The sequence below is a fragment of the Paraburkholderia ginsengisoli NBRC 100965 genome, from assembly GCF_000739735.1.
GTDB classification, from domain to species: Bacteria; Pseudomonadota; Gammaproteobacteria; order Burkholderiales; family Burkholderiaceae; genus Paraburkholderia; species Paraburkholderia ginsengisoli.
In genome coordinates, this window is the sequence record NZ_BBJF01000003.1 from 214827 (window position 1) to 236667 (window position 21841).

The window sequence follows — 21841 nt, forward strand, 5'->3', positions numbered from 1 at the left end:
GACACACCAACATGACCGATCATCACCCACGCGAAAGCGGCGCACCGCGCAACCCGTACGCCGGCGCTTATCCCGGCAACCTGTTCATGGTCGTCGCGCCTTCGGGCGCGGGCAAGTCGACGCTCGTGAACGCGCTGCTCGCCAGCGACGACGCGATCCGTCTGTCGATCTCGTACACGACGCGCCCGCCGCGTCCGAAGGAGCAGGACGGCGAGCACTATCACTTCACCACCGTCGACGACTTCATGCGACGTCACGATGAAGGCGAGTTTCTGGAAAGCGCGGAAGTGCACGGCAATTACTACGGCACTTCGCGCGTGTGGATCGAGGAGCAGATGAAAAGCGGCCATGACGTGCTGCTCGAAATCGACTGGCAGGGTGCGCAGCAGGTGAAGAAGCAGTTTCACAACGCGGTCGAAATTTTCATTCTGCCGCCGTCGCTCGAAGCGCTTGAAGAGCGTCTGAAAAAGCGCGGCCAGGATGAGCCGAACGTGATCACGCGCCGTCTGCTGGCAGCCGGCAGCGAGATGGCGCACGCGGCCGAAGCGGAGTATGTGGTGATCAACGAGAAGTTCGAGCGCGCGTTGAGTGAGTTGCAATGTCTCGTCGCCGCGACGCGTTCACGCTTCGCATCGCAGTACGCGCGTCACACGCAGCTTTTCGTGCAGCTCGGCATTCATCTGCCGCACGCTTGAGCGCGGCGTTGTGCCGAGCACATAAGGTAGAATAAGCAACATACTGAGAAGGAACCCAACATGGCCCGCATTACCGTCGAAGACTGCCTCAAACAGATCCCGAACCGTTTCGAACTCGCGCTTGCCGCAACCTATCGCGCGCGTCAGCTCGCTCAAGGCCACACGCCGAAGATCGAAAGCCGCGACAAGCCCACGGTCGTCGCGCTGCGCGAAATCGCAGCCGGTCAGGTCGGCGTCGAAATGCTGAAGAAGGTGCCGGTTTAAGGCGCAGTGTTCTGTTTTCGATTGCCACGTATTTGCTACACCCAGTTGCATCATTAACGTACAGACCGGCGTCCAACCCTAACCCGCTACGGAGGCGACCATGAGTGCTACCCCGCCCACCGCCACGGAAGTGGACCACGACGCCGACTCGCCCTCGTCTGCACGCAAGTACATCGACGCGGTCCTCGAACAGTCGTTCCGCCATCTGTTCGGGCCGACCGCCACGCCGGAGCAACCGCGCCGGCATGATGTCGTCTCCATCGCCAAACTGACGTCCTTGTTGTCCGGCTATCTGCAGCCGGAAGAGATCAAGGACATCAAGGCGGCCTTCCATTTCAGCGACGAAGCCCACCTCGGCCAGTACCGCCAGAGTGGCGAGCCCTACATCACGCATCCTGTCGCCGTCGCGGAAATGTGCGCCGGCTGGAATCTCGACGCCCAGTCGATCATGGCGGCGCTGTTGCATGACGTGATGGAAGACCAGGGCGTGACCAAGGCGGAACTCGCCGAGCGCTTCGGCGCGAAGGTCGCGGAACTGGTCGACGGTCTGTCGAAGCTGGACAAGATGGAGTTTCGCAATCGCGAAGAGGCGCAAGCGGAGAATTTCCGCAAGATGCTGCTCGCGATGGCGCGCGACGTCCGCGTGATTCTGGTGAAACTCGCCGACCGGCTGCACAACATGCGTACGCTCGGTGCGGTGCCGCCGGAAAAGCGCCGCCGCGTGGCGCGCGAAACGCTCGATATCTACGCGCCGATCGCTCACCGTCTCGGCCTGAACAACACCTATCGCGAGCTGCAGGACCTGAGCTTCGCGAACTTCAATCCGCATCGGTACGCCACGCTCGAAAAAGCCGTCAAGGCGGCGCGCGGCAACCGGCGCGAAGTCGTGGGCAAGATTCTGGAGTCGGTACAGCGCGCGATCGCCGACGCGAAGATCGATGCCGAAGTCACCGGCCGCGAGAAAACCATCTTCAGTATCTACAAGAAGATGCGCGACAAGCAGTTGTCGTTCTCGCAGGTGCTCGACGTGTACGGCTTCCGCGTGGTGGTCGAAAGCGCGCTGGAATGCTACACCTGTATCGGCGCGTTGCACGCGCTGTACAAGCCCGTGCCGGGCAAGTTCAAGGACTACATCGCAATCCCGAAGGTGAACGGCTATCAGTCGCTGCACACCACGCTGGTCGGCCCGTTCGGCGCGCCGATCGAGTTCCAGGTGCGCACGCGCAAGATGCACGAGATCGCCGAAGCGGGCGTCGCCGCGCACTGGCTGTACAAGAACGGCAGCGCGGACCTGAACGATGTGCAGAAACGCGCGCACCAGTGGCTGAAGTCGCTGCTCGACATTCAGAGCGAAGCGGGCGATTCGAGCGAATTCCTCGAACACGTGAAGATCGATCTGTTCCCGGATGCGGTCTACGTGTTCACGCCGAAGTCGAAAATCATGGCGCTGCCGCGCGGCGCGACCGCGCTCGACTTCGCGTACTCGATCCACAGCGACTTGGGCAACCAATGCGTCGCGGTGAAGATCAACAATGAACTGCTGCCCCTGCGCACCGAGTTGAAGAGTGGCGATATCGTCGAAGTCATCACGGCGCCGTACTCGAAGCCGAATCCGGCGTGGCTCGGTTTCGTGCGCAGCGGCAAGGCGCGCTCGGCAATCCGCCACTATCTGAAGACGATGCGCCTGAACGAGTCGGTGCAGCTCGGCGAGCGTCTGGTCGATCAGGCGCTGAAGGGCTACGGTCTCGCGCTGTCGGATGTGACGCCGGAGGCGTGGGAAAAGCTCGTGCAGTGGACGGGCAACAAGAACCGTCAGGAAATTTTCGCGGACATCGGTCTCGGCCGGCGTGTCGCGGCGGTCATGGCCAAGCGCATCGAAGTGCTGATGAGCGGTCGCGACGCCGACGACGACGGTTCGCGCTCAGGGTCCAACGCGCCGCATGCGCCGCCAGTGGTCATCACGGGCACCGAAGGCATGTCGGTGCAACTGTCCGCCTGCTGCCGTCCGATTCCAGGCGACGACATCATGGGCTATATCGGCATCGGCCTCGGCATGGCCATCCACACGACCGACTGCCGTGTCGCGCAGCGCATTCACAAGCGCGATCCGGGCCGCTGGATCGACGTCGCGTGGGCGCCGCAGCCGGGTCGTCTGTTCGACGTGGCCGTGAAGGTGCTGGTCAAGAACACCAAGGGCGTGTTCGCCCGCGTGGCGGCCGATATCACGTCGGCGGATGCGAACATCGTGCACATCGCGATGGACGAAGACTTGTCGCAGGAATCCACGGTGCTGCGCTTCGTGATCCAGGTGAGCGATCGCGTCCATCTGGCCAACGTGATGCGCCGTGTGCGTACGAACCCGGACGTCATGCGAATTGCGCGTGAACGGCCGAGCGAAGAGGGGCATCACCGGCACGAAGGCGGCATGCGAATCGATCGCGAGCGCGCGGATTATTGACCGACGCGCAGTTCTTCACGCCTGATGCGTACCCGGCGGATTTCAAATGTCCGCCGTTCTTATCTGAACGTGCCGGCTACCGGCGAGTCTCACCTGAAACTCTGGGAGAACGCTGATGAACGTAGCCGACCTCAATGGCCTGGCGCTCGATTACTGGGTGGCCCGCAGCCTGCACGACTTTGTGCGCGAAATCTATTTCACCGACAGCGGCGAAACCGTCTCGATTCGCGGCAACGACGGTGGTCGTCCGTGGGATGGACGCTTCACGCCGTCCGCGTCATGGGAGGCAGCCGCGACGGTGCTGGAGCGCGCACAGCGGCTCGAAGTGCGTGAGCGGACCGAAGGCGGCGCGGCGCATTGCGTCGCGGAGTTCCATGGCGGGCATCGGACGGTCGAAGGGCGGGGCGACTCGTTGCGAGTGGCGTTGCTGCGTGCGTTCGTCACAAGCCGTTTCGGCGATAGCGTAGACGATGTGCTGCGCGAGCCACAGGCGCTGGCGGGCGATGGGATTCGGCTGATAGGCGAGCAAACGGCGGGGGGCGTTGTCGAGGACGTGCCGAGCCCGGATGGGCGGCTTGGCGATATACAGTCGCCCCCACGATAACGAGCGGCGAGCAGCGGAGCGGACTGCCTCGCGCTAAAAAGTGCCGGACAAAAACAAAGGGCCTTCCGATCGGAAGGCCCTTCATAGGTGGTGCGGCTGGCAGGATTCGAACCCACGACCCCTTGGTTCGTAGCCAAGTACTCTATCCAACTGAGCTACAGCCGCACGCTAAACGGGTAATGCTTACTGCAATGAAACCGGGTGAAACGTTCGGGCCGCCCCGCAGGGAAACCCTCGAATAGTTGGTGCGGCTGGCAGGATTCGAACCCACGACCCCTTGGTTCGTAGCCAAGTACTCTATCCAACTGAGCTACAGCCGCACACAGAAACGAGATTATAGCCAAGGGTTTTGGAAAATGGAAGGGTGTAACTGCGATTTGTCCCATGGGCCCGATCGTGTACCCTTGATAGGCAGTCGTTTGCTGCAGTTAACGGACCATCATGAACAAGGCCTTTGTCAAAGAGTCGAGTGAAGAGAATGACGACGACCTCGACGTCGCCCAGCCGGACATCCCCGCGGGTACCAAGAACTACATCACGCCCGCCGGCTACCGGCGCATGCGCGATGAACTGCTGAATCTGATCGACGTTGAGCGGCCGGAAGTGGTCAAGCTCGTGTCGTGGGCGGCGTCGAACGGCGATCGCTCCGAGAACGGCGATTACATCTATGGCAAGCGACGCTTGCGCGAGATCGACCGGCGCATCCGCTTTCTGACCAAACGTCTCGATCTCGCGGAGGTTGTCGATAGCAGCAAGCAGGAGAACGTCGACCAGGTTTTCTTCGGCGCGACCGTCGAATATGCGACGGAAGATGGCGACACCCATGCGGTGACGATTGTCGGTATCGACGAGGTCGACCTGGACATCGGGCGCGTGAGCTGGATTTCGCCGATTGCGCGCGCGCTGCTCAAAGCGAAAATCGGCGATACGGTTACGCTGTACACGCCGGGCGGTCCGCAGCCGATCGATATCCTCGACGTCAAGTATCCTGCGCCCGATACGGGCGGTTAGGCCTATGTGTTGCCGCGTCCTCGAGGTCTGTGAGGTGGGGCGAATCAGACTGTTTCGAAGAGATCCGTCCTGCTACCGCGGACGAGCGTGAACGCTCGCATGCGCATGTGCGAGCAGCGTGCGCACCTGATCGAGTGTTCCGCTGCGCTTCCAGTGCAGATACTTGGCATAGCAGGTCTGTTGCGGCGGGAAGTGGGCGGGCAGATACAGCCAGCGCTCGCCCGTGCGTTCGATCCACAGAATCGCATCGAGCACGGCGCGCGAATCGGCGGCTGGGCGCCCAGTGGGCCTTTGCGCGCCCGCCCGAAACAGGTGTCGAATTTTCTCCCATTCGGCGTCTGATAGCCGGTCCATCTGGTCTTCTCCCCAAAGTGTCGTCTGGCGCGACATAAAAAAAGGCGCCGCGAACGGCGCCTTCGATACTGCAAGTACTTCGCAGCTTGGGAAGCTTAGAAGCGGTGACGCAGACCTGCCGTCACAGCGATTTGCTTGTTGCTGCTCGACGCTGCGCCCAGGCCATTGATGTTGGCGTCGACGATTGAGCCTTCGTTAGCTTCCTGATACACGCCTTGCAGGTACACGTCCGTCCGCTTGGACAATGCGTAGGCGGTTTGCAGGTTGAACTGGTTCCAGTGCACATGCGAGCTGGACAGATTCGCGCGGGTGTACGTGTACGCGCCGGCGATGCTGATAGCCGGCGTCAGAGCGTAGCGGGCGTTCGCTTCGAAGTTCTGGAAGTGAGCGCTGTTGGTCGGGAAACCGACGCCGCCAGCGATGCCCGACGCACCCTGGCTGATGCCAGCGAGGCCCGACAGATTCGTTTGCGAGTACACGAGGCCGACCGTTGCAGGGCCGAACGCGTAATTGGCACCCGCGCCCCACGTTTGCTGGCGGGCAGCGAAGAAGGTGTTATCGCCCGACACTGCGCCACCCGAGTTGAACGCAGCGGCCGCGCTGGTCGCGCCGTTATTGTTCAATTGCAAGTAAGCAGCACCGACATTCAGGCCGCCCCAGTTGTACGACGCGCCTGCGCTGTATGCGCGGTTGTTGGCGAAGCCGTCAGCCTGGTTCGAGAAGCCGTACAACGCGCCGAATTTGAAGCCGCCGTAGTTCGCGCTCTGGTACTTGACCGAGTTGTTGACGCGGAACGAGTTGTTCAGGTTGTCGTTGTCGAACGGATGCGCGAATTGCGTGCCGCCGTATTGCGTACCGGTCAGCGCCAGCGGGCCGACGTAGTCAACCATGCTGTCATATTGACGGCCGAGGGTGACGGAGCCGAATTGGTCGCTCGACAGACCCACGAAAGCCTGACGACCGAATAGACGGCTGTTCTGCTTGAGCGTGCCGTCGTTGATGCCGAAGCCGTTTTCCAAAGTGAAGATGGCCTTCAGGCCGCCGCCCAGATCCTCAGCGCCACGCAGGCCGAAACGGCTACCGTTCACCGAGCCGCTCGTCATCTGCCAGTTGCTGTGGCCATGCTGGTTGTTCGTGTAGGTAATGCCGGCGTCGATCAAGCCGTACAACGTCACGCTGCTTTGCGCGTGCGCGGCGGTTGCAAAAACGCCCGTGAGGGCCGCGACCATGAGTGTCTTCTTCATTTTGTAACTCCGAGAGCGAGAGATGTATCTGGAACCCTAGCTTGGGAGACCTTCACACGGGGCGCGTGCTGCGAGAGGCGAGGCCATGTGAGAAAGCGCGTCGAGCAAAATCGCGCTGGTTTCCGGTTAGGCAGAGTGTAGAGAGACACTTCGCGAATTGGGCGTTCCGATTTCCGCAATAAAGTATTACGCGATCAGAAATGATGTGCGAACGCGCTTCGAGCCTTATAGATAAAGGCTTTCAGCGTTATTGAGAGAAGCAGGGAATGGCTTACGCGAGATCGCGTTGCTCATTTGCGACACTAAACGATGCAAAAAAACAACGCAGCAATATCGAAATGAGGATTGTTGTTATTACTGCAATAGATGATTGTTAATTGTGTGAATAATAGAAACGGACTGTGTCGCTATACTAAAAGTTCTGCTTTCCGAAGCAGACTTTTTCGTTGACGAAAAAGATCTCCAAACCTTTGTCGGCGCGACTTCTCAGTCGCGCTTTTTTTTGCCCTAAATTGCCCAGCGTCGCCAGATCCCGTTCAATGTGCCGGCGCGGCGCCGTCCAGGTCGTTCCAATCGATCGTTGTCGAGACGCTCCAGTCTTCCATCACATAGCGGCGCGCATCCATCGGGGACGACAGCAGGTTTTGCCAGTGATCCCCGTGCCACATGGGATCGAATTCGAACGAGGTATCCGTGGTTAGTTCGGGTTGATCGGACGAGGGCTTTGCGTGGGAAGGCGTGAGCCAAACGATAAGGCGGCGGAGTTCATTGAGCAGCATGGCAATCTCCTGATACGCATTACTACGACGGCTGATCCGATCATCCTGCCGGCCACGCGATGCAACAAGTCGGACAAACACTTACTAAAAACATTTCTTGTTACATTTACTTATAGCCTCAAGAAAAAATTCCCACGTCGGCGCGTGTTTGGAAGTGACTGAGCAATATTGACGGATTTATTTATTCTGTAGTTAATGAATATGCCTACGGAATTACGGCGAACGGGTGAACGCCTAGCTCGATCTGTGCTAACTGCATACGAAAAATTTACTTGATGGAGATTCTTTGTTACCCGTATAACGGCAAGTCTGAATTTCAGTTGCCAATTCTGAATGTTGAAGCCTGCTGAATATGGCGTGGCTCTCCGGAGCGGCGGTGTTATTCGACGTAGGGCAATGCCAAATTTGATAAATCATCGAGGGAAACTGGTGTCGTCAAATGGTTTAACGATGCTAAGGGCTTTGGCTTCATTACTTCGGATGCGGGTGGCGAAGACCTGTTCGCTCACTTTTCGGAAATTCGTGCGGAAGATTTCAAATCGTTGAAGGAAAATCAGCGCGTGTCCTTCGACGTCAAAGCCGGCCTGAAGGGTAAGCAGGCGGCGAACATCCAACCGCTGTGAGCCGTGCGGCGTGTGCTGTACCGCCGAACGCCAGAGAGCCCTCACCGGAGTGCGAGGGCTTTTTTATTGGCCTTGGAGTATTTCAATTGCAGATTGCCGCAAAGGTTAGCGGATGAAATAGATTCGGTTTGAAATAAATGCGGGCATGGAAATGAAAATGCCGAAATTTTTTGTTTTCACCAGATAAAGGTACAACCTTCAAGTTTCGCAAGCTTGGCTGCGGCTTACCCCTACACCCTCTTTTCCTCATCGCGACCCATCCGCATGAATGCGATGCGATCTGAGTGCGCGACGCTCAACTGGTGCATACTGCCGCAAAGCCACGCGTCTAAAGTCTCTCTTTCCATGTCTGAACAGTTTTTGTCTGAACCGGCCCTAGATGTGCCGATCGTTTTCGTCGACCTCGAAACCACCGGCGGTTCCACCAGTGAGCACCGTATTACCGAGGTCGGCGTCGTCGAAGTGGGGGCCGCCGGCGTGTCGCGCTGGAGTAGCCTGGTCGATCCGCAGCAGCCCATTCCATCGTTCATCCAGCAGCTCACCGGCATCACGAACGCGATGGTGCACGGCGCGCCGACCTTCGATGAGATCGCGCCAGCTCTGCTCGAACGCCTGAACGGCAAATTGTTCGTCGCGCATAACGCCAGTTTCGATCGCGGATTTCTGCGCGGCGAGTTTCGCCGGGTAGGGCTCGCGTTCGACCCCGATGTGTTGTGCACGGTGCGTCTGTCGCGTGCGTTGTTTCCGGCCGAAAAGCGTCACGGGCTGGACGCGCTCGTCGAGCGTCACGCGCTCGTGCCGTCCGACCGTCACCGTGCGCTCGCCGATGCCGATCTCATCTGGCAATTCTGGCAGCGTCTGCACGGCCTCGTGCCGCTGGACGTGCTGCGCGCGCAGATCGAGCGCACCACGCGACGCTACCGGCTTGCCGGCGATATCACGGAAGATCTGCTCGACACGGCGCCGGCCGGTTGTGGTGTGTATGCGTTCTATGGAGAGGAAGACTTGCCGCTGTATGTCGGCCGAAGTGTGCGTGTGCGTCAGCGGTTGCGCTCGCATCTGACAGGCGAGCGGCGTTCGTCGAAGGACATTCGGCTCGCGCAGCAAGTGCGGCGCGTCGAGTGGCGCGCGACGGGCGGCGAATTGGGCGCGATGCTCGCAGAGGCGCAATGGATCGCGACGCTGCGTCCCGGCCACAATCGCGTGCCGCGCGTCACCAAAAGCGATCCGGTCGACGCGCCCTGGCCGTTCCAGGGGCCGGTCGTCTTCGAGGAGCGCGAGGAGGCATCGCAGGCGCGCGCTTTTCATGTCGTTGACCGCTGGCGCTACGTGGGGCATGCGCCGTCGCTTGCGCAGGCGGCCGAGTTGTATGCGTCGAGCGTTGCCGGGCCATTCGAGTTGTCGACGTATCGCATCCTTCAAAGCCATCTTGCACGCGGTCTGCGTGTGATGGCATTGAGCGTATCAAGCAACACGCCGGCGTCGAGTCTCGTTTGACGCGGTGGTCTGTCTCTCAAAGCAACGCACGTTTTAGTCAGGCGCGGAACATCACCGTCGGTCGCATGCAGCGTTCGCAGGTTTAAGCGGCGCGCTCCTTCGTGCCGATCGGATCAACCGGTGGCACCCACGCCGCCCGTTTCGCACACATGACCTAGCGCACGAGTCAGCGCGTTCGAGTGAGCCGAGTCGTAGCGGGTCAGCGACTTCCAGTTGGCAAGCGCCTGGGCGACGCGCGACGGACAGTCGTCCGCCGTCCGAAGCGGTTGCACACGCGCAAGACCCGTCACGAGCGATTGCGTCAGGCGGTCAAGCTGCGGCCTCGTGCTGGTCGCGAGGTCGGGCGCGGGCCCTTGCGGCGGCTGAGTACTGCGCCAGGTGGCAAACAGCGCATTTTGCACGTCCTTGCTCGCGTCGATCTGATCCTGGAAGAACGCACGAGCGAACGCCGGGTCGACGTTCGCCGCTGCGGCGCGCTTCTCCACGTCGGCGAGCAGCGCGTTCTCGCGTGGCGTGTCGGTAATCGCTTGATGGTTGGCCCACTTCCAGCGCGCGACCGGCTCGGCGAGCGCGAGGCGCTGCGAAGCCAGCGCAATCAGATTGGTGAGCGCCGTGTCGTCGCCATCGGCGACGGCGGGAGCGGGCGCGAATGCGAGGCAAGCGGCTAACGCGAGTGCGCATGATGCGCCAAAGCGAGACGAACGATTCATGGAAAATGGACGTGGCCGAAGGACCGCTGAGGAAAAGCAGAAGGATAAATGATGCCGGGTGGGGAGGGCGCTTTGTCCGAACGCGAGAGGGTATCTGGGAGATTCCATTGCGCGATGGATAAGGCGCGCGCAAGCGAAGGCCGCGGTCCAGTACCTGCGCGCAGGCGTGGATCAGGCGACCCGATTCGGCGTCACCGGCAGATCGCGCGACGGTTAATGGGGCGCGTGCCTACGCCGCGCGTCGCGCGCGCGGACGTCGATGCTGCATCGCGCCACTGTTCAATTACTTCGAGTCGCACGACTTACGTTGTTCGTCGAAAAATGCGCGAACGTGTTCGGGCAGCTCGGCACCCAGAAACTCGACGCCAGCGGGTTCCGGATCCGGGCAAAAGACTTTATCCGGGGTCGGAATCTTCGTTGGTTTGGCATCCATGATCTTTCTCCTTTACGAACCGATTATCTGCCTCGGTCCCCGTTTCGCACCAGTATCTGATGCCGGTCACATGTTCTCTGTTGCTTTAACGGCACAACTCAACACTTCAACAGAGGGTTTCAATAGAATTTATTGCCTGCTGTTGCCGCGCCGATTTTTATCCGGTGCGAATCAAATCACTCCCACTCGCCTCGTCGATCCCTCTCGGCCTTATCCAGAGCGATTCTTCAGCGGACGCTCCTCTCGTTTACCCGGAACGGTTTCACATATTCTTCACGTAAATAATCACGCTGAATTTGTGCGCTGCCGCATCGGGAGGATTTTCTCGATATTTGACTGAACGTTCGTTAATTACCGACGCGTTCACGTCGTCCATTCGGACCCTAATCTGTTGTAAACGATTGCCTTCATGGATTCGTTGACGAAAATCCAGATTTATTGAGGATTTTCTTCGAGCCTTAGCAATCCTTGGCTTGCATGGAATGTGGCCGGATGGTTGGGGCGCTTATTCGATACCTTGGAAGGCCTGGCTGGTCGCTTCGAAAACGGGGAACGTAGGCGGAACATTGTCGTAGCTGCAGCGCGCATAGCTACCAGTTTGAAGAGGGGACGTCGCGCGAAAACAAAATGCCAGCGTCTTATGCAGGCGGATCGAAACGGCTAAGCCAATCCCTGCACACCTTTGCGCCCAGCGCCACTCTCACGCCGTTGCCAAAAACCTCGTCGCCCGATGGCAGCCATCTCGCGCAGCAATCTCCACCTACGCCTAAAGCAGCTATCTGCCCCGTGGCGTGCGATGGCCCACGGACGCGCCAAGGCTCGCGCGGAAGATATCGGTCTTCGCCCTTCGGAGAGTTTGCAATGGAAAACGCAGTCTACTGGAACGGACGTCAGGTCGGAATTGAGTGTGCCGGCCGAATCTCCTGGTTTGCGTCGGCGCCGCAGGAGGCGATCGCTGCGTATGGCTCGACGCGGACTACGTCGGCGGTTGTCGAAGATTCTATCGTGGCTCGCAATCTACTAATAACGCGGCCGCAAGACCCGCAGAATTTTCGCGGGTGAGCAGGGCGGTTTCTTGGACGAATTGACTTTGCAAATAGTGTTGCCGGCGGCGATTTGGGGCGAAGAGCTGCACTCTTGAGGGTGAAGGGACGAATGAATGCCTTCATCTACTTGGCGCGTTGCTGTCTGGCGACGGTCGCGCACTTCGGCGAGAGAAGGTGGCTAGTCGCCGAAGGTGGGCCGGTTCTCTTTCCAATCGAACCGATCCTTGAGGCACCGCTTGTTCGAGCCGCTGGACATGCCCCGCACTTGCCACGGTTGGGAGGATTGGAGTGAGAGGCGAACAGACACCTGAAACAAAAAACCCGCGTCATCACTTGGATATACGCGGGTTTCGATACAGCTGATACTGCTTAAAATTCTTGATGGTGCCGGAAAGAGGAATCGAACCCCCGACCTTCGCATTACGAATGCGGGAAATATTACCTTTACCGTTATTGACGCATCTCGCCTTTATGGTAAAAAAACTAATAAAATCAATTGTATGCGGTCACGCGTGGCGATGAAAAACTTGACGGAAATTGATTGTTTGCCCTACGATGCGGTTACATGGCGGTTACATGTAACCGGCGTAACTTGGTCTTGAGGGCGAGGAAGGTGGCGAAAATCAATTTCACGGCGGGGCGCATCAACGGACATAGCTGCCCCAATGGCAAGGCTCAGGCGTTTCTATGGGACTCTGGCGCGTCCGGCTTGGGCCTGCGTGCGACGGCGGCGGGTGCGCGCACCTTCATCTGGCAAGGCAAGGTGGGCGGCGGCACCGTGCGCATGTCGATTGGCGACCCGCGAGATTGGGGTATCGATGACGCGCGCGACGAAGCGCGCCGCCTGAAGCGCCTCGTTGACGCTGGCAAGGACCCGCGTGAGGAAGCCGCCGAGCAGCGCGCCGCACACGAGGCCCGCAAGGTGGAAGCGCGCCGCCAGTCCGCACTCGTCAGCGATGCGTGGTCGGCGTACTTAGTCTATCTCGCCACGTCCATTAGTCCGAAGACCGGCAAACCGCGTTCGCCAAGATATATCGCCGACCACAAGGCGCTGGCCGCGCCGGGCGGCGAGGAATTGAAGCGAGGGAAGGGAACTACGGTGCGCGGGCCGCTAGCGCCTCTCATGGCCGTGAAGCTTCCCGACCTGAGCGCCAAGAAAATTGCCACATGGCTGAGCGAGGAAGCAAGCGCGCGTCCGGCGAACGCCGCGCACGCCTTTCGTCTTCTGCGAGCTTTCGTTCATTGGTGCGCCCATCGCGACGAATTCGAGGGGGCTGTTCAGGATGGCGTGTGCGACTCGAAAATCGTCAAGGACGTAGTCCCGAAGAGTCATGTGAAGCAAGGTGATTGCCTTCAGCGCGAACAGCTCGGCGCGTGGTTTTCGGCTGTGTGCCAGCTTGACAATCCAGTGGCGAGTGCGTATTTGCAGGCCACGCTGCTGACGGGCGCGCGCCGTGAAGAAATGGCTCAACTGAAATGGTCAGACTTGGATTTTCGTTGGGGTTCCATGCACGTGCGCGACAAAATTGAGACTGTGACCGGACGAGTCATTCCACTCGGCGCGTATCTAGCGAGCGTGCTAAATGCGCTCCCGAGAAGGAATGAGTTCGTGTTTTCAAGCCATACGGCTGAGAGTGGCCGTATCGAGGAGCCGCGATACCCCCACAGCCTTGCACTCAGTGCAGCCGGGCTGGGTCCACTGACGATTCACGGCCTTCGCCGGTCGTTCGCAAGTCTGACCGAATGGGTTGAGGTGCCCGCTGGTGTTAGCGCTCAAATTATGGGGCATGCCCCGTCTGCGGTCGCAGAGCGACATTACATTCGCCGCTCGATTGACCAACTTCGGCATTGGAACACCCGCATCGAAGCATGGTTCTTAGCGGAGGCCGGGATTCAGTTCGACCCGGAGCAGACCAATCCGGGCTTGCGTGTGGTCAACGGAGCAACGTAAGAAACGGTTTCTCCCGCCGCCCGACGGCATCGGGCAAAAGCGGCGGCGCGTCGTGTGTCAGCACCCGCGCCGCCTAACCAAACCAAGACCTAAATTGGAGGTCCCAGCATGGCTGTTTTCAATTTTAACGAACTCCCGACCGACCCGGCTGGTCGTCGCGCTGCGCTCTTTTCCGCCGTCATCTCGCGTCTCGAAACCATCGACGATGTCGCAAGCAAGGTCACAAGCATCGCGTTGGCTGGCGCGTTACACGCGAAAGGCGATGAGGCCCGCCACGACGACGGCGACTGCATTTCGCGCGACCTGTTCGAGGTGATCCGAGGCTACTCGGAGAATGCCGAGCCGCACGCAGAGGCTCTCGCTGCGGTCATCGCCTTGCGCGACGGGTTTGCCGCATAGTGTCCGCGCCGAGCGAGCGCGGGGCTTCATCGCGCCGCCCGGCGATACCTGAAATGGGATAGCTGTGAAAGAAATTCAAATCAAACTGGGTTTGTTCGACACGGACATTGGCGTGTACGACCTATGGAAACAATTGAATGCTGCGTACGCCGCAAAGTCGCCGGAAAGGTCCGCCCAAGAGACCTCGCATCAATGGATGATGCAGTATATCGCGCACGCAAACACGGAGCGCGTCCGCGAAGAACGTGCCCGCGCCAGTTTCCTGGGCGATTTATCTCAGATAATTGGGCGGCAGGCCGAGCTTTGTGCGCGTCTGTCGCTCGACCATTTGGCGGGCTACGCCCGGCTGCGTGGCATCAGGGTCCTTCAAGAACGGGCAATTGCGAATCGCCCGTCGTATTACGACCAAGCGCTGGGGGAATTGCTTGATGCGCAGTCGAGTGGCAAAAATAAGAAGCCGCCACCGCAACGGCAGCGTCATTGGCAACTCGAAGTGCTGCGCGCAATTCGAGAGCTTGATAAAGACCCGCGCAAGTTACCTCCTAATAAAGACAACCGCCCCTCTGGGATCAAGAAGGAAGTGCGGGGGCGGCTGGTTGGTGTCATTACGGGCATGACTGACAGCATATTCGAGAAGGCATGGGATGCCCTTCGCGGGAGTCGGGAAATTGGGTACGAGTGACCCTCCCCCAACTTGGGGGAGGGGGTATGGTTGCGAGGGGGTACGGTTCGCGTAATCAAATAGCGTCACCTTAAATCTAAAACGGTGACACTAATGAAAGCACTCCAACTTGTCGCAGTCGCAAGCGACCGCCCGATGCTTACGACTGCTGAGCTTGCTGAACTTCTGAGGCTGAGCCCGAAAACTCTGTACAAGCGCTTCTGCCAGAACGGGCATGTCTTCGGTGTGAAACCAATCAAGCTTTCGCCCGGACGCGGTGGCCGCTTGCTATGGCCTGCGGACTCCCTCGCTCAGATTGCGGGGAATCAATAATGGCCGCAAAGAAAACCCCGAACGCCGCCGCACGCCCGGCGTGGACCGCCGAATTGGTCGCGCAACGCGCAGCAGACCTGATCCACAAGAAAAACGCGCGCCGCCGTGCCCGCGATGAATACGGTATTTCTTGCGAGCGCTTCAAAACGCGCCGTGGTATCGATTACCTTGAGACGAGCGATCCGAATTTTCGCCGCTCGACGCGCAAGGCATACGACGCCCTTCAGGTGGCCCGCAACGCCGAGCGGAATGCTATGCGTCGCCTCGAAACCGCCGTGCGCAACTGCCCGGCGTCCGCATTCGCTGAGCCCGCAAAGGCTCCCGAAGCCACGCAGCCGAAGGGATCGCTAGCTGGCAATCTTGCCATCGCAGAGGCCTACGCCCGCATGCTCAACATCTCGCCGAACGAGCGCCTAGCACTCGTGCGCAAGGTCGCGGCGCACCACGGCATTGACGTTGCCGAGTTGCTTGGCGACATTCAGGGAGCCGCGTGATGGTGAGCATGAGCGTTGCGGCACAGCGCGTCCGCCATCCTGCGGCGCGGGTCAGGGAGTTGGCCGCATCCGGGTACACGATCCTTTCTTCGCGTGTGACGGCCATCGATTCTGATGGCTTTGCGCATAGCGGCGTCGCACTTTACTCGCTTGCCGAGCGCCGCCAGCCTAGCCTTTTTGACGGGGGGAGCTAATGGCCTCGAAGAAAAGCCCGGATATCACCGCACGCCCCGCGTTGACCGATGAACTGCGTGCGCGGCAGATGCGGATGGCGCTTCGCATTGCCACCCTCAATGGCAACGCGAAGCTGACTCAAGTGCACCTCCTCTGCGAGTCGCTCATGCGTTCTACCCGGAGCGCGTCGTGATTGTCGCCCCCGACTTCGCGGATCACTGGAAGACGCGCATGTTGGTAGACCTTCTCGGCGGCGACGAGGTAGCTCCGGTCTATCTCATTCGTCTTTGGGCACACTGCCAGCAGCGCCGCACTTCCGTTTTCGAGTCGCTTCCAACCGCAGCGCTGCGTGCCATCTGCCGCTACAGCGGCGACGCACAGGCGTTCGATCACGCGCTGTCGGAAGCTGGTTTCATCTCGCGTGCCGACGGCAAACTGGTCGTGGTCGGCTGGGACGAATACAACGCGGCGCTTTTGGCGAACTGGCAAAACGGCAAGAGAGGCGGTCGCCCGAAAAAAGCAAGAACGGAACCCACCGATAACCAACCGGAAACCCATGGGTTGCCCACGGGAAACCCGCCGAAAACCCATCACGAACCGATAAGAGAGGATGAGATAAGAGAAGAGCAGAATCCCCCCCATACCCCCGCAAGCGGGGGCGAAATCGGGCATTCAAAAAAACGCACGGCGATAGCATTTAAAACGTTTTTGGAGCAATGCCGCGAGGCAGGCGAAAGGCCGATCCCTGAAAACGATTCGGTCTTCGATTACGCCGACAAGACCGGCATACCGCTGGACCACCTGCGCCTCCACTGGCTGGAATTCAAAGACCGATACGGCGCGCCTGATGCCAAGCGATACAAGGACTGGCGCACCGTGTACCGCAAGTCGGTGCGTGGCAACTGGTTTCGGCTCTGGTTTCTGCGGGGCGATGGCGCTTGCGGGCTAACCACTCAGGGCGAGCAGGCGCGTAGGCAACATCAGGAGGCAGCATGACGGCAAGCGACATTCAGCGTGCGGTGCCGCATTCGCTCGAAGCCGAGCAGTCGGTGCTGGGCAGCTTGTTGATCGACAACGATTCAATCGACCGCGTTGGCGACTTGCGTGCCGAGCACTTCTATCGTGCCGACCATCGGATGATTTTTGAGCAGATCACGACGATGATTGCCGACGGCGGCGCGGACGTGTTGACCGCATTCGAACGCCTGCAATCCACGGGCAAAGCGCAGCAGGTTGGCGGGCTTGCATACCTGAACGCGCTGGCGCAGAACACGCCCGGTTCGGGGAACATCGCCCGCTATGCCGCTATCGTTCGCGACCGTGCGCAAAAGCGCGGCCTGCTGGCGGTTGCACACGAGATACAGGATTCAGTGGGCACCACGCCGGACAGCGCCGTAGACCTAATCGACAAGGCCGCCGCAAAGCTGGAAATCCTCGGAGAGGCGGTCGTCAAATCGGAGCCGGTCAAGGTCGGTCAACTGCTCGTTGAATACCTGGAACGCATGCAGGCGCAGGAGGCGGGGCTGGTCAAAGTGCATCCGACCGGGCTCACGGACCTCGACCTCAAGCTCGGCGGCGGACTCAATCCCGGCGACCTCGTTGTAGTCGCCGCGCGTCCGGCAATGGGCAAGACAGCATTCTCGCTCGCTCTGGCGGCCCATGGGGCATCACAAGGGGAGGTTCTCTTTCTGTCGCTGGAAATGCCGAACGTGCAGCTTCAGCAGCGTCTCGTTGCGGCTCAGGGGCGGCTATCGATGAACACGCTGCGCAACGTCAGCGGCATGTCCAACGAAGACTGGGCGCGCGTCACTTCGGCAACGGAGCGAATTAACGAGATGGGGCTTTTCATCGACTTTCAGGCCGACGCATCGCTCCTCGACATTCGAGGCAAGGCGCGTGCGCAAAAGCGCAAACATGGCCTGTCGCTGCTGGTCGTCGATTATCTCGGCCTGATGAGTCTCGGCGATGAGGAGCGCCACGACTTGAAGATTGGCACCATCACGCGTGGCCTGAAGATTCTCGCGAAGGAACTCGACTGTCCGGTCGTCCTGCTTTCGCAACTGAACCGGGGCGTCGAGCAGCGCCCGAACAAGCGCCCGATGATGAGCGACCTGAAAGATTCCGGGAGCATCGAAGCCGACGCGGACACGATTTTGTTTTTGTACCGCGACGAGGTCTATAACCCCGACTCGATGGACCGTGGCAAGTGCGAGGTCATCATTGCCAAGCAGCGCCAAGGCGAAACCGGAACGGTTGGCGTTGCATTCATCGGCGAGCAGCAACGCTTTGAGGACTTGGCGCACGGTGCGACATTCGGGGCAAAACCGGAGCCGAAGCGTCGAGCACGCGGATTCGACTGAGCGGCGGCGCGGCAATGCTCAAAATCGGGCCGCTGACGGCTTTGCGGCACACTGGCAATATCCGAGGGTAAACCGAGGCGCGCGAGGTCGCTAGAAGGCGTTTGAAAGCGCTTTGGTCAATTTTCGTATTAGCACTACTAATAGATTAGGAAAACAATGGAACGAAACAACCGCAAACCGCCGCCGGAAATGGCAGATAGCCTGCGTCGCCTGAAAGACGCGCGGGCCGTCCTGCGCGCCGTCGAGCTGCGCGCGAGGGTACGCCGCGAATCGGCGACTGACAGACCCGGCGACGTGCTCGACCGTCTCCGGGCAAATCAAGACGTGCGCACCGCCGCGATGGCGCTCATTCGCGGGGAGTCACATGGGTAATCGCGCCACAGGTCGGCTCGCGAAACGAATCGCCAAATGGACCCGCATCGCTGAGCGGCACGGCCTGAAAATGCCGGAGCCCGAGCTCGTGCAGCGCATCGTCGATGAGCACGCGACGCGGGAGGCGGAGATTCGCAGGACACGCGACCAAATCGCCGGTTGTCGGTCCGTTACCAACGTCGCACGGATGCTTGGAATGCGGCGCTCAGCCCTGTTCGAATGGCTTCAAGGCGCGGGCTGGCTGCGTCGCAGGCATGGCGGCGGATGGCATGCGACGAGTCACGCGCTGTCCGAGGGGTGGGCCGTTCAGCGCGGCACGGGGGCCGTGTCGTGGCCGCAAATCACGACGGCGGGCTTTCAGGAACTCGCCCGCCACCTCGGCGTGAACCCGGTGGCCAACCCTACAACGTGAGCTGCTAGTGGTTCAAAATTCGTGACGGGCAACAGACGGCAATCTCTTAAGCAGCCCATCTGTTGTACGATCTTGACGCATCAAACCAAGAACCTATGAGAACAATATGGCGAAAAACAAACAAGCAGATCGGCCCTTACTGCCAAAGGTATTGGCTGTGTTCGCGGCGCTGTTTGCGATACTGGGACTAGGCGGTGGTTTCTATTTGCTTTGGCACAATCAAACCGCCAATGCTTCCCTAGCTTTCACTGTCGGGCTTTTACTATTGCTGTTCAGCCAATTCGAACGGTTCGAACTAGTGAAAGGCTTTGGCATCGAGGCGAAGATCCACCAGTTAGACGACAAGATTGAGGAGGCTGACAAGATCAATGCCGCCTTGAAGAGCATCACTGGCACGCTGTCGCAATTGGCCTTTGAACTCATGTCTCGTATCGGGAGACTTAACGGGCCGATAGAGCGGAAAGAAAGCCTCGAAATCGAAGAGGCTCTGATCAAGCAGATGCGGAACGCCGAAATCTCCGACGACGAGATCGATCGCGTCGTGCGGCCGGTACGGGCGATAGTCAGTTTCGATATCCTGCGCCCCGCTGTAGATGAAGTGGCAGACCGACTCTCCGGGTGGGAAAAATCGATCGGGGAGCGTTCGAGCAGGATTGGTCAGCCAATCAACATGTCTGATCCGGAGTTTCAGGCGACAACGGCCGATCGTAGCAACCTCGGAAGAATGGAACAAACGTTGAAATCCGTTCGCGGGTTACCACACGGCCGCGAACGGAGCGAAGAACTTCGGCAACTGGTCGCCGATATGCAGCGGGTTCCCGCCATGTCAGATTTCGTGCCGACAACGAGTTTCTACGAGGCGCTCGAAGACTACAATTTCTATGCAAAAGAAGGTAGTCACCGGGACGTCAAGCGATGGCTCGCTGGCGAAACACTTTGAACGTGAGCGGCCGCGAAAGGATATTCGGCAACATTTCACCCATTGTCGCGGTGGGGCAACCACAATCCTTGGGCGGAGCCGCCGAAATTCGGAACCCCCATTTGTTCGCGCACAACGCACGTATCTAGCGTGCGTCAATTACGAAGGCGCTTCGTCCTGCCTCCCGCTTGCCGCGTCAATTAGCATCACGGTATCGCGAAGGCTTGCACGCCCGACGGCACGCGACCACGCGGCGGCGCTATCTCGGGGTTGCGCCGACTGCGTACACCCATTCGCAGAACGCCCAGCAGTACAGCGAGGCACGTGTGAATTTCTGCGGCCCGCCAAGGGTGTCCACAGTGCTGACACTCTTTCGCCATCCTCAAGCCCACCGAGTTCTTTTACGCCTATGCGCGCCTGGGCGTGCGCGGGCGCGCGCGAATAGCAAGTTGCGTTTCGGCGGACAACAATCGCGAACTGTCCAAAAACTGTCGCTTAGGAAAGCACGGCCAAGAGGCACGCCGGGCTGGGCTCACCATGTTGGCTCAACTAACGCGGAGTTCGCATGCAAGAATTGATCGATATTTTGAATGGTGGCGATAGCGCCGCTGACATGGCGTTCGCCAAGCTGTATTTCGCAGCGTGGGGCGACCGGTCTGTTCGCCTTGCGCTCAACCGGGTTGCGATCGCAGAGAAAGCACTGATCGACGAGGGCGCGCACTTCGAGGTCGCTGCGGCTGTGACTCAGTCACTCGCTGGCGGCGGCTCCGTCGCACAAATTCTGCGCGAGCGAGAGCTTCAGTTGACCCGCCAGCGCGAACTCGCACGCAGTGAGCGAGCGCTGTTCATCCGAGAATCCAACGCACGCCGCGCAGAGGCCGCGCCGATTCTGGCCGCGTGCGCACGGGAGCAACTCGAACTCTCGCAGACAATCCCCGCGCTCGCGCAGGAAGTGAGCGCCGGTCGCGTCCACAACCGGCGCGAAGCTTCGTTGGCCGCGATGCGAGACGCAGGACTGACCGATGAGCAGGTCGACGCCGTTGGCGGTCCCAAGCCGACCGAAAACGAGCTTGCCGCGCAGCAAGCCAGCCTCGCATCGATGCGGGCGCGCATGGCCAGCCTGAAAGCGTTTGCAGCGTCCGCGCCGTTTTATGACCTGAGCTTGCTCGACGACTCGACCGCCAATGGCCGCCAGTGATTCCCTGACAGGTATGCCCCGCATCCTGAGTTCGCTCTGGACGGGGCTCAACCCAGCCTTGCTCGCGAAGTTCTACCCGCTCAAGCGCAACGACGATGGCGGATGGTCGCAGAGCACGGACGTGCGTCAGATTTCCGAGGCGGATAGCTACTCGGTTGATGACGGTTTCGAAGTCCACGCGCCAATCACCGATGGCACCAGCGAGCTTTCGGCGAACTGGCACTCTCCGTTTGAAGGCGCGGGCGCAGAGTCCCAGGCTCCCACTATCTCGGCGATGCTTCAGTCCGGTTCGCTGACGCCCGAGGTGCTGGCCTTCTTTGGATTGAAAGGTGATGACGCAAAGGCAGGCTCATCGGGCGTGCAAAACCTGCTCAAGCAGGCGCAAGGCCGCACCGGCATTACCAAGCTGAACTCGACGCAGGTATTTAACGGGATGCCGCCTGTGAAGCTGTCGATGACGCTGCACTTTCGCGCGCTGATGGACCCGATTACAGAGGTGCGCGATCCGATTATGCAGCTTAAGCAATGGGCCTTGCCCGCGTACCTGTCCGACGATAGCGTGCTCGCGAACGCGCTTAAAAACGGCATGAAGCAAAGCCCGCTTCAGACCATTTTCCCGTCCGTCGCGCCGCAGATCATCGGCATGCGCTACGGCGACCTGAATTATCAGCCGCTCGTTATCGAATCGGTTTCCGACCCGCTCACCGTGCCGCGCGATTCGTCCGGCGCAATGATTGCCTGCACCGTGCAAATCACGCTTGGCACCCTCACGGCGCTCGACCGCCGCGACATTCAGACCATTTATCTTTGACGGGGGCAGTCGTGGCTATCAGACCAAGCAAGGAAACAT

25 protein-coding genes, 2 tRNA genes and 1 pseudogene are annotated in these 21841 nt (G+C 59.9%); 21 read left to right on the plus strand and 7 right to left on the minus strand.

What is annotated here, in order from left to right; translation table 11 throughout:
• The first annotated feature begins 11 nt into the window (after positions 1-11).
• From gmk to BGI01S_RS02040, 4 genes are all read left to right on the plus strand, one after another.
• Positions 12-695, plus strand: a complete 684-nt coding sequence (gmk, locus tag BGI01S_RS02025) for a guanylate kinase (RefSeq protein WP_042321643.1) — start codon at positions 12-14, stop codon at positions 693-695.
• Positions 696-755: 60 nt separating this feature from the next.
• The gene (rpoZ, locus tag BGI01S_RS02030; RefSeq protein WP_006025620.1) at positions 756-959 is read left to right on the plus strand and encodes a DNA-directed RNA polymerase subunit omega; all 204 of its coding nucleotides are present in this window, start codon (positions 756-758) and stop codon (positions 957-959) included.
• 100 nt (positions 960-1059) lie between these two features.
• Entirely contained in the window at positions 1060-3417 is a 2358-nt protein-coding gene (locus tag BGI01S_RS02035; RefSeq protein WP_042321649.1) for a RelA/SpoT family protein, read from the plus strand.
• 115 nt (positions 3418-3532) lie between these two features.
• On the plus strand, positions 3533-4021 hold the full coding sequence (locus tag BGI01S_RS02040) for a phage protein NinX family protein (protein ID WP_042321650.1): 489 nt from the start codon (positions 3533-3535) through the stop codon (positions 4019-4021).
• Positions 4022-4109: 88 nt separating this feature from the next.
• Here BGI01S_RS02040 and BGI01S_RS02045 read toward each other — a convergent pair.
• Positions 4110-4186: transfer RNA gene (locus tag BGI01S_RS02045), tRNA-Arg, on the minus strand.
• 78 nt (positions 4187-4264) lie between these two features.
• A tRNA-Arg gene (locus BGI01S_RS02050) sits at positions 4265-4341 on the minus strand.
• Positions 4342-4462: 121 nt separating this feature from the next.
• On the opposite strand from BGI01S_RS02050, the gene greB reads away from it, so the two are divergent.
• Positions 4463-5032, plus strand: coding sequence for a transcription elongation factor GreB (greB, locus tag BGI01S_RS02055; RefSeq protein ID WP_042321652.1), 570 nt, complete (start codon positions 4463-4465; stop codon positions 5030-5032).
• 72 nt (positions 5033-5104) lie between these two features.
• Here greB and BGI01S_RS29180 read toward each other — a convergent pair whose 3' ends face one another.
• The 3 genes from BGI01S_RS29180 to BGI01S_RS02070 form a co-directional block, all read right to left on the minus strand.
• Positions 5105-5386: a transposase gene (locus tag BGI01S_RS29180; RefSeq protein WP_167335622.1), complete on the minus strand. Its 282-nt coding sequence runs from the start codon at positions 5384-5386 to the stop codon at positions 5105-5107.
• Between the two features lie 95 nt (positions 5387-5481).
• Positions 5482-6630, minus strand: a complete 1149-nt coding sequence (locus BGI01S_RS02065; protein WP_042321655.1) for a porin — start codon at positions 6628-6630, stop codon at positions 5482-5484.
• 536 nt (positions 6631-7166) lie between these two features.
• Entirely contained in the window at positions 7167-7409 is a 243-nt protein-coding gene (locus BGI01S_RS02070; protein ID WP_042321656.1) for a hypothetical protein, read from the minus strand.
• 422 nt (positions 7410-7831) lie between these two features.
• Between BGI01S_RS02070 and BGI01S_RS02075 the strand changes: the two are divergent.
• Positions 7832-8032 (plus strand): annotated as a pseudogene (locus BGI01S_RS02075) (cold-shock protein); the annotation flags it as partial.
• 345 nt (positions 8033-8377) lie between these two features.
• Positions 8378-9529 carry an exonuclease domain-containing protein gene (locus tag BGI01S_RS02080; protein ID WP_042321661.1) on the plus strand — a complete coding sequence of 384 codons (1152 nt, stop codon included), beginning with the start codon at positions 8378-8380 and terminating at the stop codon, positions 9527-9529.
• A 113-nt stretch (positions 9530-9642) separates the two neighbouring features.
• On the opposite strand, the gene BGI01S_RS02085 is transcribed toward BGI01S_RS02080, so the two are convergent.
• Entirely contained in the window at positions 9643-10239 is a 597-nt protein-coding gene (locus tag BGI01S_RS02085; RefSeq protein WP_042321666.1) for a chorismate mutase, read from the minus strand.
• Positions 10240-10522: 283 nt separating this feature from the next.
• Positions 10523-10672, minus strand: a complete 150-nt coding sequence (locus BGI01S_RS30465) for a hypothetical protein (protein ID WP_042321669.1) — start codon at positions 10670-10672, stop codon at positions 10523-10525.
• A gap of 1659 nt (positions 10673-12331) precedes the next feature.
• Here BGI01S_RS30465 and BGI01S_RS02095 point away from each other — a divergent pair.
• From BGI01S_RS02095 to BGI01S_RS02150, 14 genes are all read left to right on the plus strand, one after another.
• Positions 12332-13669 carry a tyrosine-type recombinase/integrase gene (locus tag BGI01S_RS02095; RefSeq protein WP_042322551.1) on the plus strand — a complete coding sequence of 446 codons (1338 nt, stop codon included), beginning with the start codon at positions 12332-12334 and terminating at the stop codon, positions 13667-13669.
• Positions 13670-13777: 108 nt separating this feature from the next.
• Positions 13778-14068: a hypothetical protein gene (locus BGI01S_RS02100; protein WP_042321671.1), complete on the plus strand. Its 291-nt coding sequence runs from the start codon at positions 13778-13780 to the stop codon at positions 14066-14068.
• 64 nt (positions 14069-14132) lie between these two features.
• Positions 14133-14750 carry a hypothetical protein gene (locus tag BGI01S_RS02105; RefSeq protein WP_042321674.1) on the plus strand — a complete coding sequence of 206 codons (618 nt, stop codon included), beginning with the start codon at positions 14133-14135 and terminating at the stop codon, positions 14748-14750.
• A gap of 135 nt (positions 14751-14885) precedes the next feature.
• Positions 14886-15062: a helix-turn-helix domain-containing protein gene (locus BGI01S_RS29190; RefSeq protein WP_232624392.1), complete on the plus strand. Its 177-nt coding sequence runs from the start codon at positions 14886-14888 to the stop codon at positions 15060-15062.
• Positions 15062-15556 (plus strand): hypothetical protein, encoded by a 495-nt coding sequence (locus tag BGI01S_RS02110; protein WP_042321676.1) that lies wholly within the window; start codon positions 15062-15064, stop codon positions 15554-15556. The genes BGI01S_RS29190 and BGI01S_RS02110 overlap by 1 nt, the downstream gene beginning before the upstream one ends.
• Before the next feature lie 8 nt (positions 15557-15564).
• Positions 15565-15750 (plus strand): helix-turn-helix domain-containing protein, encoded by a 186-nt coding sequence (locus BGI01S_RS31340; RefSeq protein ID WP_408638618.1) that lies wholly within the window; start codon positions 15565-15567, stop codon positions 15748-15750.
• Complete coding sequence (locus BGI01S_RS30030) at positions 15750-15923, plus strand: hypothetical protein (protein ID WP_157004103.1); 174 nt, start codon at positions 15750-15752, stop codon at positions 15921-15923. The genes BGI01S_RS31340 and BGI01S_RS30030 overlap by 1 nt, the downstream gene beginning before the upstream one ends.
• Complete coding sequence (locus BGI01S_RS30910; protein ID WP_232624335.1) at positions 15920-16726, plus strand: hypothetical protein; 807 nt, start codon at positions 15920-15922, stop codon at positions 16724-16726. The genes BGI01S_RS30030 and BGI01S_RS30910 overlap by 4 nt, the downstream gene beginning before the upstream one ends.
• Positions 16723-18090 (plus strand): replicative DNA helicase, encoded by a 1368-nt coding sequence (dnaB, locus tag BGI01S_RS02125; protein ID WP_042321686.1) that lies wholly within the window; start codon positions 16723-16725, stop codon positions 18088-18090. The genes BGI01S_RS30910 and dnaB overlap by 4 nt, the downstream gene beginning before the upstream one ends.
• Positions 18091-18246: 156 nt before the next feature.
• Positions 18247-18462: a hypothetical protein gene (locus BGI01S_RS02130; protein ID WP_042321689.1), complete on the plus strand. Its 216-nt coding sequence runs from the start codon at positions 18247-18249 to the stop codon at positions 18460-18462.
• Positions 18455-18874, plus strand: coding sequence for a phage antirepressor KilAC domain-containing protein (locus tag BGI01S_RS02135; RefSeq protein ID WP_042321692.1), 420 nt, complete (start codon positions 18455-18457; stop codon positions 18872-18874). Before BGI01S_RS02130 ends, BGI01S_RS02135 begins: the two co-directional genes overlap by 8 nt.
• A 106-nt stretch (positions 18875-18980) precedes the next feature.
• Positions 18981-19814 carry a hypothetical protein gene (locus BGI01S_RS02140; RefSeq protein ID WP_042321694.1) on the plus strand — a complete coding sequence of 278 codons (834 nt, stop codon included), beginning with the start codon at positions 18981-18983 and terminating at the stop codon, positions 19812-19814.
• A gap of 544 nt (positions 19815-20358) precedes the next feature.
• Positions 20359-20991 (plus strand): hypothetical protein, encoded by a 633-nt coding sequence (locus tag BGI01S_RS02145; RefSeq protein WP_042321695.1) that lies wholly within the window; start codon positions 20359-20361, stop codon positions 20989-20991.
• On the plus strand, positions 20978-21802 hold the full coding sequence (locus tag BGI01S_RS02150) for a hypothetical protein (RefSeq protein ID WP_042321697.1): 825 nt from the start codon (positions 20978-20980) through the stop codon (positions 21800-21802). Before BGI01S_RS02145 ends, BGI01S_RS02150 begins: the two co-directional genes overlap by 14 nt.
• Positions 21803-21841: the final 39 nt, after the last annotated feature.